Source organism: Paenibacillus amylolyticus (genome assembly GCF_051136285.1).
GTDB classification, from domain to species: Bacteria; Bacillota; Bacilli; order Paenibacillales; family Paenibacillaceae; genus Paenibacillus; species Paenibacillus amylolyticus_F.
In genome coordinates this window covers 732,858-746,228 of the sequence record NZ_CP194938.1, presented here as the reverse complement: position 1 = coordinate 746,228, position 13,371 = coordinate 732,858, and the positions used below count along the sequence as shown (strand labels likewise).

The 13,371-nt window shown below is 46.0% G+C and carries 11 protein-coding genes and 1 pseudogene; 11 read left to right on the top strand and 1 reads right to left on the bottom strand.

Features of this window, described 5'->3' with window-relative positions; all coding sequences use genetic code 11:
• Positions 1–6: 6 nt before the first annotated feature.
• The 7 genes and pseudogenes from ACR8BL_RS03340 to ACR8BL_RS03310 all read left to right on the top strand — a co-directional run bounded on the left by ACR8BL_RS03340 (position 7) and on the right by ACR8BL_RS03310 (position 7,216).
• Positions 7–939, top strand: coding sequence for an ABC transporter permease (locus ACR8BL_RS03340; protein ID WP_434751301.1), 933 nt, complete (start codon positions 7–9; stop codon positions 937–939).
• Between the two features lie 18 nt (positions 940–957).
• A complete protein-coding gene (locus ACR8BL_RS03335) occupies positions 958–3,096 on the top strand; it encodes a S9 family peptidase (protein WP_434751300.1) in 2,139 nt (712 codons plus the stop codon).
• Positions 3,097–3,449: 353 nt separating this feature from the next.
• Positions 3,450–4,627: pseudogene (locus ACR8BL_RS03330) on the top strand (IS110 family transposase).
• Between the two features lie 211 nt (positions 4,628–4,838).
• Complete coding sequence (locus tag ACR8BL_RS03325) at positions 4,839–5,201, top strand: Asp23/Gls24 family envelope stress response protein (protein ID WP_434751299.1); 363 nt, start codon at positions 4,839–4,841, stop codon at positions 5,199–5,201.
• A gap of 66 nt (positions 5,202–5,267) precedes the next feature.
• Positions 5,268–5,876 carry a GNAT family N-acetyltransferase gene (locus ACR8BL_RS03320; protein WP_434751298.1) on the top strand — a complete coding sequence of 203 codons (609 nt, stop codon included), beginning with the start codon at positions 5,268–5,270 and terminating at the stop codon, positions 5,874–5,876.
• A 103-nt stretch (positions 5,877–5,979) separates the two neighbouring features.
• Positions 5,980–6,585 carry a pentapeptide repeat-containing protein gene (locus ACR8BL_RS03315; protein ID WP_434751297.1) on the top strand — a complete coding sequence of 202 codons (606 nt, stop codon included), beginning with the start codon at positions 5,980–5,982 and terminating at the stop codon, positions 6,583–6,585.
• A gap of 64 nt (positions 6,586–6,649) precedes the next feature.
• On the top strand, positions 6,650–7,216 hold the full coding sequence (locus ACR8BL_RS03310) for a TetR/AcrR family transcriptional regulator (protein WP_434752997.1): 567 nt from the start codon (positions 6,650–6,652) through the stop codon (positions 7,214–7,216).
• A 362-nt stretch (positions 7,217–7,578) separates the two neighbouring features.
• On the opposite strand, the gene dapA is transcribed toward ACR8BL_RS03310, so the two are convergent.
• The gene (gene dapA / locus ACR8BL_RS03305; RefSeq protein WP_434751296.1) at positions 7,579–8,448 is read right to left on the bottom strand and encodes a 4-hydroxy-tetrahydrodipicolinate synthase; all 870 of its coding nucleotides are present in this window, start codon (positions 8,446–8,448) and stop codon (positions 7,579–7,581) included.
• Positions 8,449–8,570: 122 nt separating this feature from the next.
• On the opposite strand from dapA, the gene ACR8BL_RS03300 reads away from it, so the two are divergent.
• The 4 genes from ACR8BL_RS03300 to ACR8BL_RS03285 all read left to right on the top strand — a co-directional run bounded on the left by ACR8BL_RS03300 (position 8,571) and on the right by ACR8BL_RS03285 (position 13,347).
• Positions 8,571–9,482, top strand: a complete 912-nt coding sequence (locus ACR8BL_RS03300) for a LysR family transcriptional regulator (RefSeq protein WP_434751295.1) — start codon at positions 8,571–8,573, stop codon at positions 9,480–9,482.
• 299 nt (positions 9,483–9,781) lie between these two features.
• Positions 9,782–10,936 (top strand): glycosyltransferase family 2 protein, encoded by a 1,155-nt coding sequence (locus ACR8BL_RS03295; protein WP_434751294.1) that lies wholly within the window; start codon positions 9,782–9,784, stop codon positions 10,934–10,936.
• 48 nt (positions 10,937–10,984) lie between these two features.
• Positions 10,985–12,280: an aminotransferase class III-fold pyridoxal phosphate-dependent enzyme gene (locus ACR8BL_RS03290; RefSeq protein WP_434751293.1), complete on the top strand. Its 1,296-nt coding sequence runs from the start codon at positions 10,985–10,987 to the stop codon at positions 12,278–12,280.
• Between the two features lie 35 nt (positions 12,281–12,315).
• Positions 12,316–13,347: a zinc-dependent alcohol dehydrogenase gene (locus ACR8BL_RS03285; RefSeq protein WP_434751292.1), complete on the top strand. Its 1,032-nt coding sequence runs from the start codon at positions 12,316–12,318 to the stop codon at positions 13,345–13,347.
• Positions 13,348–13,371 lie beyond the last annotated feature (24 nt).

Sequence of the window (13,371 nt, the reverse complement as noted above, 5' to 3'; positions counted from 1 at the left end):
CGATCGATGAGAGACGGCGATGAAACATCCGTTCTGGTTACAGAACAGGATCACAACAGACAGCGCACGATTGCCGGAATTCAGTCCATCTGGCAACAGCTAATCATCAGCAAGACCGGTTTATTCGGTGCAGTGCTTGTATTGGTTGTTGTCCTGATTGCTATAGCCGCACCTCTGTTAACGAGTCATGATCCGGCAGCAGTGAATCCGCTGAATCGTCTCAAACCCCCTGCATGGCTTGAAGGTGGAACGGCTGAGTACTGGCTGGGAACCGACAACCTCGGTAGAGATATGTGGAGCCGTATCGTGTATGGGGCACGCGTATCTTTGATTGTGGGTATGGGGGCGGTCATTGTCTCGGGTATTCTTGGAGCAATTCTGGGACTGATATCGGGATTCTACGGAAAATGGCTGGATGCCGTTATTATGCGTGTGGGCGATGCGTTTATGGCTATTCCGACGATACTTTTCATGCTTGTTGTGATGGCTATTGTTGGTCCGGGTATGACTACACTGATCTTTGTGATCGGTTTAACGAACTGGGTTCCATTCACCCGTGTAGTTCGAAGTGAAGTGCTCAGCATCAAAGAACGTGATTTCGTGTTTGCAGCCAGGTCTATCGGTGCCAAAAACGGACGTCTGATTATCAAACATATTTTGCCTAACGTAATATCGTCGTTTATTGTCATCTGCGGTATGAATGTAGGCACAACGATCATCATGGAAGCTTCGCTGAGTTTCCTGGGACTAGGGATCAAACCGCCGGATGTATCGTGGGGAGGCATGTTGAGCGATGGACGTCAGTATATAGCCACGAGCTGGTGGGTTGCGACATTTCCGGGTCTTGCTATTACGTTTACCGTGCTTGGTGTTATTTTCCTTGGTGATTGGTTACGGGATGTACTTGATCCTCGCACAGAGTCAACTCAAAAATCATGACGGAAGGGAGATATGGATATGAAAAAAAGCCAGATTACACCGGAGGATCTTGTTCACTATCGCTGGATCAGTCAGCCGGTGGTCAGTGCAACCGGACAAGTTGCATACGTTGAACAGACCGTGGATCAGATGAAGAACGAATATAAAACACAGATCCGAAGAATTTCGCTTGATGGTACAGAAGATGTAGCGCTGACGGATGGTACGAAAGATACCTCGCCAGCATGGTCACCAGACGGCAGCAAGTTGACGTTTATTCGCCAGGCTCAGGCTGGTAAAGGACTATGGTTCGTTCGGGCGGAAGGGGCGCAACCGGACATGCTCATATCTCCTGAACGTAAAATCGTGAGTTACGTCTGGTCACCCGATGGGAAATATATAGCGTTTACCAGTAAAGTTGAACCTGATCCCACTCCGTTGAATGCTGTTCCATCCGGGACTGATGAGCCGGCGAAAGCTCTAAACGTTGAAACAGCTGCTCAGCAGGCGCCTTTATTACGCGGTAAAGTCTATGAGCGTACTACGCCAAAAGCCGAAGGTGCAGGGTGGTGGGATGGTCAGTACAGTCATCTGTTTCTATACGAGATCAAGAGTGGACACATACAAAAGTTAACGTCCGGACTGTGGAACATTACTACACCAGTCTGGTCACCGGACAGCCTGAATCTTGCATTTATTTCTAAACAAATACAGCAGGAAGGAGTCGATCCAGATTTACTTCATCACACGGATGTCTATATGGTCAGCGTTGAGTCGGGGACAGGAGAAGTTCAAGAACCCTTCAAAGTAACGGACTCCACTCTCCAGATCAGCCAGTTTTCTTTTACAGCCGATGGAAAGCAACTGATCCTGATAGCCAGTGATCGTGAATATGGGAGTGGGAGTCATCATCAACTCTTTACACTTCCAGTGCAGCGGGGGATACCCAGGCTATTCGCACCTGAATTAGATATGCAGATCGGCAATGCTGCGCTGGGAGATATGAAGTCGGCAAGTGCCTCTCCTTCGCCAATCATAAGTCTCTCGTTTCCACACCAGGCGGTATATGTTCTGGGAACGCATCATGGAAATGTCGATGTCTACCGGATTCAGACGGACGGAAGTTACGAAGTTATCACCCCTGCAGGCGAGAAAGATGTCTATCAATATACGATCTCAGCGGATGAGCAAACGTTGGTTGTAGCTGCTTTGACGGATAATCATCCGGGAGAGCTGTACACCGTAGAAATGAGAAGCGGTAAAATGACTAGACTTACTCATCGCAATGATGAATTTATGGCTAAACGCATTGTAAACGTGCCGACAAGAGTTGAATTCACTTCATCGGACGGCTGGTTGATTCAAGGGTGGCTAGCGATTCCCGATGTAATGCAAGACACATATGCGGCTGAAACTAAGGTTACTACATCCGCGGGGTCACCATCTGCATCTACAAGCCAAAGTTTAGATGCATTACAAGCTCACCGTAAATTGCCGTTAATACTACAGATTCATGGTGGTCCTCATGCGATGTATACCGGATCATTCAGTCATGAGATGCAGACACTTCTTGCCGAAGGTTATGCAGTATTATGGGTTAATCCCCGTGGCAGCATGGGTTATGGACAGGCGTTCGCCAAGGCTTGTCGTGGAGACTTCGCTGGCGGTGATTATCGGGATCTGATGGAAGCTGTGGATTATGCGTTGTCAACGTATTCGACTCTGGATGCATCCCGCATGGGGGTTGCAGGTGGCAGTTACGGGGGTGTCATGACGAACTGGATTGTCGCTCACAACAATCGTTTCAAAGCTGCTGTGACGCAGCGCTGTATCTCCAACTGGCTATCCATGTATGGCACAAGTGACATCGGTATTTCTTATGTGGAGGGCGTGATTGGAGGCAATCCGGCGGAGCATGCTGCATACCTGTGGTCCCGTTCTCCGCTCGCTCATGCGCACAACATCGAAACACCGCTGCTCATCATGCATGGCGAACAGGATTATCGAACACCCATTGCTCAGGCTGAGGAGTTATATACGACGCTGAAGCGTTATGGTAAAACAACCAGGCTGATCCGTTATCCGGGTTCTAATCATTCACTGCTCAAGAGTGGCAAACCTTCTCTTCGGGTAGACAGCTTTGAACAGGTGAATGCCTGGTTTAAGGAGTATTTATAACTCATAAGACGTAGAACAAATTAGGGAGACAATCTCTAATATAAACTTCTAACATAGAAGAAAAACCTCATATGAAAGAAACGAAAAACCGCGATTCATGCGGTTTTTTCGTATTATCAGGTTAGCCAGTAATTACTGGTTGGCCTTTTTTTGTGGTCGTTTTACGATGGGGGAAGCCGGGAGAACGTGGCGGTTTTAGGGGCTAGGACCTCGTAACAAAAACAGTTCTCCCACGACCTCCAAAAGACCATGTTTGGGCTGGTAGGGGCAGTTGACCCCGTATAACAAGCGAAGCTATGGGTTTGGAACCATCGTGGAAAGGACCGGCGAAACGAAAGACAAGGAGTGAGGACATGGAACCTGTTGTTGGTGTAGATGTCGCTAAAGGTTCAAGTGTGATACAGGCATTTCAAAAACGAAATGAGCCCGTTGGTAAAGCTATCGTCATTGAGCATGTTGCGAGTGGGTTCGAACGATTCACGGAGATATTAGGCGCCCTTCAAGCCGAAACGGGAGTTGAGCCAGTGGTTGTTTTGGAGGCGACTGGACATTACCATCGTGCCTTAGTGTCCTGTCTGAATCGGAGCGGCTACACCTACTACATTGTGAATCCCTTGCAATCCAAGCGAGCCAAGGGAACACAGTTGCGCAAAGTTAAAACAGATGCTGCAGATGCTTGGCATCTGGCAGAGATGTACTATCGCGGCGACGTGAAACCACATCGAAATTGGGATGAGATGTTTACAGAACTACAGCATTTGACTCGGCAGCATGAGTTTGTCACGGGAATCTTTGTGCAGGCGAAGCTGAACAGCAGAGCCTTGCTGGAGCAAGTTTTCCGGCGTATGAGCAGATATTTTACAATGTGTTTTCAACAACATCATTGACCGTGCTGTCTCATTGTTTGGAGGGAAGTGTGACGAATTGGAATGAAGTCATTCAGGGTAATTCGGGACGATCCCATTCCAAGCGATGGGCCCATGAAAAAGCGAGAAAACTGGAGGAAGTACTGAATGAATGGAGAGAAATTCGGCGTAGCCCTGCTCAAAGCAAGGCACTGCTTGGAATGGTCTCTTTATTGCTCGCGATGATTCGGCAACTGGAGGAACTCGAAAAACAAATGGAGGAACTCGCAGAAAATCTGCCTGAAGTGGAACTAATGAGAAGTATTCCGGGAATTGGAACGAAACTGGCCGCAGCCATTGTAGCTGAACTAGGTGATGTGAAACAGTTTAGAGATGCGAAGCAACTTGTAGCGTTTGCGGGCCTTGACCCCGGGATTTTCAGTTCAGGAAAGTTCACAGCGACAAGTACACGAATCACGAAACGAGGCTCTAAAAGGCTCAGACGTTCGCTATATTTAGCGGTTCAATGTGGAATGCGAAAGAATGCGAATGCAAGAATCCGCTCGTACTACGAGAAAAAAAGAAACGAGGGCAAGCCCTACAAGGTGGCCGTGATCGCCTGCGCAAACAAGCTGTTGCATCACATTTTCGCCATCTTGCAGAAGGGCCAGCCCTACCAAGTATAATCCATATTTAACCAAAACCTCCATTGCAGTGGAGGTTATTTGCATTGGTCGAAAAAAGTATAACATGAAAAGAAAACTCATCCAAGCTGAAATGCTTGACAAACATTAGCTGGTTTTTGTTTTATACAGTAAAAGTTGAATTCGGCTTTCGGATGATATACAATTTAATTAAATGATAGTATTTTCTATCAAAAATATCGGAGGTGATCATATGATGATCAAACAAACAATAGGCCATGTCCAAATATCCGATGAAGTCATCTCCAAATTGGTCGGTAAAATAACGGGGGCTACTCGTGAGATTTCTTCCATGTCGGCTGGATTGGTTGAGAGTATTAGCAAAATATGGAGTGGTCGTAGCCTGCAAAACGGCATTACGATTCGCAGAGTAGACAATAGCGTGGAGATCAACGTCAAAATTATCGTTCTTTACGGTAGTAAAGTACACGAGGTTTGCAGAGAGCTGCAACATAAGGTCATTGATCAGGTTGAACATCTTACAGGATTATCGATTCAAGCAGTTAACGTTTTCGTGGATGGCATTACATCCGAACCGCATTCGTCCAAAGTTTAGAGCGAGCGGCTATAACAAGTGACCATAACAAGCGAACATAATACACAAACATTAGGAGTGAAAGTTATGAGCCAAATATCCATTGTAAAAGCAAATCCTCAAACCGCTGTTGGAGGAAAATTAACAGAGATGGCGCTGGACTATATGAAGTATTCTTTGGCTGGTTCCAGAGAACCCGCAGTTATAGATAACACATTTCAGAGGCTGTGGAAGGCACGAAATAATCGCTTTAGTCACGAGTACGCTTATGAAGCGGTGCGGGAGGGGAAAACACTTGGTATGATTATGTGTTATCCGACGACGCTGATGAACAAGCTGGCATGGACGACGTTCTCTCAGCTGTTTCATATACATAAATGGAAGCTGATCGGATACAACTTGCGGAACTGGAAAGAGTTCTATACCATGGTGACGTTAAAAGAGGCAGAGAATGATGAATATCATATCGGGACCATTGCGGCTTTACCCGAAAGCAGGGGGCTTGGGATCGGAACAGAGTTGATCGGACATGTGGAGAAGCAGGCCGTCCGGCAAGGATATTTCAAATCTTCGTTAACGGTCAAACAGGAGAATGTGGGTGCGATCAAGCTTTATGAACGTCTGGGATACAACAAGGTAGGAAAGATCGATAAACCAGCTGTATCCATGTACAGGATGTCAAAAGTACTTGTCTAATTCAGTCGTATCCGTATGGTATAGTAGAAATAGGTAGTTATTAAAATATATTAATAGTCCAAAATGACTGCGACGTTAGACGATACCAAACGAGGTGTAAGGAATGTATCAATATAAGGATCAGGAGTATGAGGCCGTTCACTTTGAGGGACGTGATCTGCGTTACGGCGAGTTAATTCGTTGTGTGTTCAAGCGCTGCACGTTCATGAACGCTTCCATGGAAGAGATCGAAACGAGCCATTGCCGTTTCATTGAATGTGATTTCAAGGGTGCATTGATGAATGGGTCCATGCATACGGAGTCTGCGTTCGAAAACTGCCTGTTTGGTGGTGCGAACTTGTTTGCCTCGAAGTTTACGGCTTGCAAAATGACAGGATCGGATTTCTCCGGTGCCCAGATGGATGGCATTACCCTTGTAAAAGGAGACTGGTCTTATACCAATCTGAGACATACGCGTCTCGGAAGACAGGATTTGCGTGGTATTCGATTTTTTGAAGCCGATCTAGCTGAGTGTGATTTATCCAAAGCTGATCTGCGTGATTGTGACCTGACGAGAGTGTCAATGAGCAAGGTGAAGCTACAGGGAGCTGATCTGCGGGGTGCCATTTTAGACGGAATTGATCTGAAATCTTTGGATTTAAAAGGGGTACGTATGGATCGTGAACAGGCCGTTCTGATTGCACGCTCCTTCGGAGCCAAGGTGGATTAGTCCGCTCGAATAATTTACATTCTATTGGATGGAATATAATTTTGGTTCCGAGGTGTCGTTTATGATGAAAAATGAGAAGTTAACGTTCAAGCAAAATCGAATGTTTACCATTCTGGACGAAGCAACGAAGCTCCTTATAGAGAAGCCAAATGCGTCGATGAACGACATTGCTGAAGCTGCAAATATCGGAATTGCAACGTTACATCGCTATGTGGAGAGTCGTGAGCAACTGATGATTCATCTGGCTTTGCGTGCGATTGAGGTTGTTAACGAGACATTGCAGCATGTGAAGCTTGATGAGGAGCGGGTCGAACGGTATATCCCCGAGCTGATTGAAGCACTGATTCCACTGGGTGATAAGATATACTTTCTGGCTCATGATGCAACCGTCAATTATAATGCCGAGATTGAAGGGGCAGATCAGAAGCTGAGAGAACCGGTGTTACATGCTATTGGTGTACTACAGGAGAAAGGTTTTTTTCGTTCGGATGTGGACAAAACATGGATTGTGGAGGTGCTGTATTCCATCGTCTTTCTGACTTGGCAGCAAGTGATCAGTGGAAATATCGCCAGAAATGCGGCACCTGCGCTTGTAGTGGACACGTTCTATCACGGTTTTGTTGCGAGATGAGCTGAAAAGACAACATGAACTTCATCCAATTCAACGTTGTTGCTAAGATGGAGTGTTAAACAAGTGCACAACAAAAGCCGCAGAAGAAGCTGCGGCTTTTTATATTTCGACCTATTGCTATGTTCTATATAAGTTGAACTATTTATTTACACTTTAACGGAGAGGGAAGAAAAAACCTGAAAAGCGAAGCTAAAAGCTTTCTGAAGGAAAGCTACATCGGAAGCATAGGCTACACCTTTATCACCGGATTTTTCCCTTTGGAAAAGGGAAATCCATAAAATCTGGGGATAACAGCGATTGGAAGGTTATTCTGTCATCGAAGTGTTCCGTGTAAAAACCTTTAGTTCAACTTATATAGGTATTTACAGTGCGATTTTTGCTTTTAACTGTTCGGATGCTGGCATCAAAGGCAAACGCAGCTGAGCAGAAGCGATAATACCTTGCTGAGCAAGCAGATGTTTCAGCATAGCGGGAGCTGGCTCCTCAAATAGATTTTTAATAAACGGAACCAACTGTGTGTAGAGACGGTGAGATTCTTCTTTTTCACCCGCAACAAAACGGTTATATACTTCCAGGAAACGCTCTGGATTGATACTTGCCGATGCCATCATACCACCAGCTGCACCTTTCGTTAACATATCGTAGAAGAATGTATCATCTCCGCACAAAATGGGCTTGGAGCCGCAACGTACAAGTTCGGTCATGAGGTCGAGGTTATTTGTACTATCTTTAAGGCCAATAACGCCATCGATGTTCATAATTTTCTTCATCATCTCTATGGAAACTCTAACCCCTGTACGGGCTGGAATTTCGTATACCATTACCGGGATGCCTACCCCAGCTGCCATGCGGAAGTGCTCATAAATGCCCTCTTCCGTTGGTCTGTTATAGTATGGAGTAACAACAAGAACAGCGTCAGCGCCGAGTGCTGCTGCTTTCTTCGTTCTCGCTACCGTTGAAGCGGTGTCATTGGTTCCAGTTCCAACCATAATGGGTACGGACGAGTTAATACTGCTCAGTGTTTCCTTTGCGGCTTTCACAAGCTGTTCCACTTCATCCCATGTCACGGTTGGTGATTCTCCTGTTGTACCATTAATCACCAAGCCATGAATACCGCTGCCTGCCATAACTTTGATGTAATTTTGGAACGAAGGAAGATCAAGCTCGCGCTCCTGGGTAAAAGGTGTGATTACAGGTATATAAATACCTTGAATCTGTTGTTCGGTTAACATCGTATAACCCCCAAATGTATGTTGGAATTCCATTTCATCCACTTTACCATGGGAAAAGGTATCATAGTTAGCTATAATAGATGATGGGTGTTATCAATAATATTGATGATGTGAGGGAGTACATGATGGATTTAAATTATTTTCAAACCTTTCGCGAGGTTGCTTTGCGACAAAGCTTTACGAAAGCGGCCGAAGAACTTGGCTACGCGCAGTCCAGTGTCACAACCCAGATTCAAAAGCTGGAAAAAATCTATCAGGTCAAGCTGTTTGAACGATTTAATAACAATAAAATTCGGCTGACTTCGGCTGGAGAAGAACTGTTCAAGCTTTCGGGACAGTTGCTAGAGATATTTGAACATTCGCAAGAGAAGCTGACCAAGCAGGGCGGGGGTTCACTTACCATTGCTACGATGGATTCGCTTGCGTCCTACTATCTGCCTGTGCCCATTCAGACCACACGGAAACAATATCCCGAGCTTGGGATTCGGCTGCAGACGGATCGAGAAGATCTGATTTTGCAAAAAGTAAGAGAAGGCGAAGCGGATGTCGGTCTTATTCTTGCGAATGCTTCACCCGAGTCGGGATTGCAGTGGATCACCATTCGGGAGGAGCCGCTGGTGCTCATCGTGAATTCGGATCACCCACTTACGACTAAGTCCGAGGTTGCACTCAGCGATCTGGCGGACGAGGAGTGGATCATGCCGGAGGATTCGTGCAATTACAGACAGCTTCTGGAGAAGGTGCTCAGAACCAATGGAATCCCCTATAAAGTGGGATTGGAGCTTGGGAGCCCTGAAGCGATTAAACGTAGTATTATGGCTGGGCCAGGTATCTCGCTTTTGCCACGTATGATTGCCATGGATGAGATCCAGAGACAGCAGCTCACAGTGTTACCATTAGTTCATACGGACTTTACACTCGAAATTCAACTTGTTATTCATGCCCGGAAGTGGATCTCTCATGCGCTTCAGCAATTCATTACAAATCTTGGTGCGAAAGAATCGGATTGGTTGCCTGCGAGAGCGGAAAGCTAATCTAGGAAAAGAATAGATATTACGGAGCAACTCTTGATAGGTCTGCCGCATGTGATGTGGAGCCCAATCGAGAGTTTTTTTGATTTATTTCAAGATTCAGATATTGATAGTGTTCAGAATTTAAGATTTAAAACTTCCAATAAATGATATAAATTTCTATTATATTCAAATCATCACCGAATTAAGACCAACTTTTTGGATGAAGGAGGCTAAAGGGGAAGCATTCGTTATATGACTGCATATGTCTATGTTCTGTACGTTTTCATCTCATGATTATGCACTTCATTAGGAGGGATCACATGCTCTACACGATTATTGTACCTGTCAATCAAGACTATAACATTCTGAACCTGTTTACTGATTCACTGCTTCGGACCGTTAGTCCGTCAACTCAGATTATTTTCATCAACGATGGTTCCGGATCAGCTGTCTTCCAGCATCTGGACAGACTGAAACAAGATATTAGAGAAGATGTAACGATTGAGATTCTTCAGCATGATTTTCCACTTGGCTGTGCTGTATCCATTAATAGTGCTCTGGGTCGTGCTGAGGGAGAATATATCTTCTTCCTGGATTCTGACACTATTCTACAGCCGAATTGGCAATCCATGATGAAAGAAACGCTGGACACTGACATTACGATTGGCATGATCGGTGGGGTCCTGTTATATCCGCAGACTGGTGGTGTGCAGCATTGTGGTATCGCGTTTGCTGACACGATTGGACGACATTTGTTCCTGAATGCCTCCCCGGATGATATCCCGAAGCAAACCTTCTCGGTGCAGCTTGTTGTGTTTGCAATGTTTGGTATGAAGCGGGAAGTGTATGAGACGATTGGCAATCTCGATGAGAAATTTTTCAACGGATATGAAGATTTTGATTATCAGATGCGTGCCAGAGCAGCGGGGTATGATACGGTCATTAACCCGAACATACAGGCATATCACTGGGAACGAAGCAGTGGCATTCATCGCAACTTCAACCGTAAGAACAATCTGGCACGATTCTGGAAAAAGTGGGGGAGTCAGATCGAAGCTGACGTATGGCCTTTCGTATTCGGTCATCTAAAAGAACAGTTGGAACATCAACGCGAATATGAGCATCTGCCCATGATCGGAATCGATCTTGCTGAAGTGCGTAGTGACGCGGATACATTCTGGGCCAGGCTCGAAGAGAAGGGAATTGCTCCACTTGCCGAAGTGCGTGATTACTCCAACCGCTTTAACTCCAATGGAGCGATCTGGTTGCCTCAAGTGTTAGGCAAGGAGCTGATTCATAGCGAAAACAGGTTGCTTTTCCTGGTGGACAACTTCGCCCGTTTGCTAGAGAACCGTTATTGGATTGAGATGAGACATGCCCACCGGGACAAGGATCTAATCATTGACCTATATGGCAATGTGATTACGATGGATCGAATCTATGATGGATGCTGGCCGGGAACTAAAGTGCGATGAGTTAAGCGGCGAGATACCATAATCAAGCAAAAGGGAGGGAACCTCAAAATGAGCGATCAAAAGAGCACGTTGGACCGTGCCGTAAGGTTTACCCAGAATCTGGAGTGGTTGGAGAAAGTCAAAAAGGTGATTCCAAGTGGATGCAGCACATTAGCCAAAGCTCCAGAGCGTTTGTTCCCTGGGCACACCCCCGTCTGTTGTGCGGAGGCACATCATTCCCGATTTACGGATATTGACGGTAATGAATGGCTGGATTGTGAGATGGCGATGGGTTCGGTTCCTTGGGGTCATGCCAGACGTGAAATTCAGCTTACCGTGATTCATCAGTTGAAAAAAGGAACAGGCTTTTCGCTTCCAGCGGATATTGAACTGGAATGTGCCGAGTTAATTGTGGAACGGTTTGAGGGGCGTTATCCGTCCCTTCGTTTCACCAAGAGCGGCGCAGATGCGGTAAGCGGCGCGGTGCGGCTGGCCCGTGCGGGAAGCGGTAAAAGTAAGGTGATTGCAACGGCTTATCATGGATGGCACGACTGGTCTGCGTACGGTTATTACGGTAGTCAGACGAAAGAACGTGGTATTCCGGTTGATATTGAGCGTTCCACGGTCTGGATCAACAAGCCTTCCTATACACATATCCAGGAACAGATTTCTGCTCTGGAGGATATCGCTTGTATCGTCTTGTGCCCGAACGAGTGGAAGAAGGACGAACTTGAGAAGGTGGTAACGTTATGTCGTTCCTTGGAGATCATTATTATATTCGACGAGGTCACTTCGGGAATACGAATGGGCAAGCAAGCAACTGCGGGCGAATATGATATCTGGCCAGACTTGCTCTGCATTTCGAAGGGGATGGCCAATGGGCTTCCACTTGCAGCAGTATTGGGGCCAGAGCACCTCATGTCTCTTGCTGGACAAGTTCGGTTTAGCAATGCTCATTCCAGTGAGACAACAGCTCTCGCGGCCGCTATTGCTTGTGAAAGGTTGATGAAAAAGACAAAAGTGTGGCCGACATGGCGAGAACCTGCAACTCGGATCATGAAACAACTGGAATCCGAACTTGTGCTGTTAGGTCTTACCGAGCAGTTAGCTCTAAGAGGTACCTATGCAAGTTTTTACATTCACTCCATTGAAGAGGAAAACTTTCAGACCGACCCGTTCCGTGAATTTGTTGTGAAAAGAATGGCTCACTATGGCATCTTCACCAAAGGTTACTTTATCTTCTCCGATACCCACACACGGGAGGAATTGATCTGGGTGGAGGAGGCGCTACTTCAGATTTTGTCTGATTGGAAAGAGAACCAGAAGCATCTGAAATATGCCAATCTGGAATTGTCTGAACAATAAATTATAAATTACCTAATAAATCAGGAGGTTTTTCTATGAAAGCACTCGTATATCAGGATTTAAAACAGGTGGAACTGCAAGAGATTGAGGAGCCTGGCATTCAGAAAGCAAATCAGGTCAAAGTGAAAATCTATGGATCAGGTATCTGCGGCACGGATCTGAACATTGTAAAAGGTAAAGTACCTGCAAACAAAGGAACGGTTATCGGTCATGAAGGCGTTGGAACCGTTGTTGAGGTGGGGGAGGAAGTACGTGGCGTTCGGGTAGGAGACCGGGTTCTCGTTGACCCAACCCAATCCTGCGGTTACTGCTCTTATTGTCGTGAAGGTTTGTTCATTTACTGCGAGAATTTCGATGATTATCAGGTAGGGATGACCACACATGGGACTTTTGCCGAATATTTTGTCGGGGACGAAAAATATATCTATCCCATCCCGGATTCCATGAGCTGGGAAACGGCAATGATGATTGAACCTCTGGGGTGTGTGCTGCAAACCTTCATGAAAGCAGGCGTGAAGCCCAGTGACTCTGTGCTCGTACTTGGTTCAGGTGCCATTGGTTCACTGTGCCAGCTTGTGAGTAAACGATTGGCAAGACTCACGGTGGGTACGGAAATTGACCCTTATCGCAAACAATTTGCAGAAGGTATCGCGGATCATGTGTACTACCCGCAGGATCTAACACTGGAGAAGGTATACGAGATCAACAATAACAAAAAGTTTGACATTATCGTGGATGCTGTAGGGAATCAGCTTCATGTCGGACTTGAGCTGATTGCCAAAGGCGGACGGATTATCCCCATGGGATATGACGACAGCTACGAAGTAACTTTTAAATCAACCCATGTCATTAACGATGGAATCAGTATCATTGGTGCAGTAGCTGTACACTCCATGATTAGCACAGCGTTGAAATTCGCACAAAGCATTCCTGAACTGGAGCAGATGGTAACGGCCAAAGAATATTTGACGGATTATGAGCAGGCATTCAATGGCACGATCGGTTATGACCTGCGTAGTGGTGAAAAGCTGCCAATGAATTCGGTGAAAACGGCTCTGATCCTGTAAGGTTGTGGAGATTCGCAGAGAGAA

Coding starts and splice junctions, on each gene's coding strand:
- ACR8BL_RS03340 (WP_434751301.1), top strand. CDS start 7: ATGAGAGACGGCGATGAAACATCCGTTCTGGTTACAGAACAGGATCAC.
- ACR8BL_RS03335 (WP_434751300.1), top strand. CDS start 958: ATGAAAAAAAGCCAGATTACACCGGAGGATCTTGTTCACTATCGCTGG.
- ACR8BL_RS03325 (WP_434751299.1), top strand. CDS start 4,839: ATGATGATCAAACAAACAATAGGCCATGTCCAAATATCCGATGAAGTC.
- ACR8BL_RS03320 (WP_434751298.1), top strand. CDS start 5,268: ATGAGCCAAATATCCATTGTAAAAGCAAATCCTCAAACCGCTGTTGGA.
- ACR8BL_RS03315 (WP_434751297.1), top strand. CDS start 5,980: ATGTATCAATATAAGGATCAGGAGTATGAGGCCGTTCACTTTGAGGGA.
- ACR8BL_RS03310 (WP_434752997.1), top strand. CDS start 6,650: ATGAAAAATGAGAAGTTAACGTTCAAGCAAAATCGAATGTTTACCATT.
- dapA (WP_434751296.1), bottom strand. CDS start 8,448: ATGTTAACCGAACAACAGATTCAAGGTATTTATATACCTGTAATCACA.
- ACR8BL_RS03300 (WP_434751295.1), top strand. CDS start 8,571: ATGATGGATTTAAATTATTTTCAAACCTTTCGCGAGGTTGCTTTGCGA.
- ACR8BL_RS03295 (WP_434751294.1), top strand. CDS start 9,782: ATGCTCTACACGATTATTGTACCTGTCAATCAAGACTATAACATTCTG.
- ACR8BL_RS03290 (WP_434751293.1), top strand. CDS start 10,985: ATGAGCGATCAAAAGAGCACGTTGGACCGTGCCGTAAGGTTTACCCAG.
- ACR8BL_RS03285 (WP_434751292.1), top strand. CDS start 12,316: ATGAAAGCACTCGTATATCAGGATTTAAAACAGGTGGAACTGCAAGAG.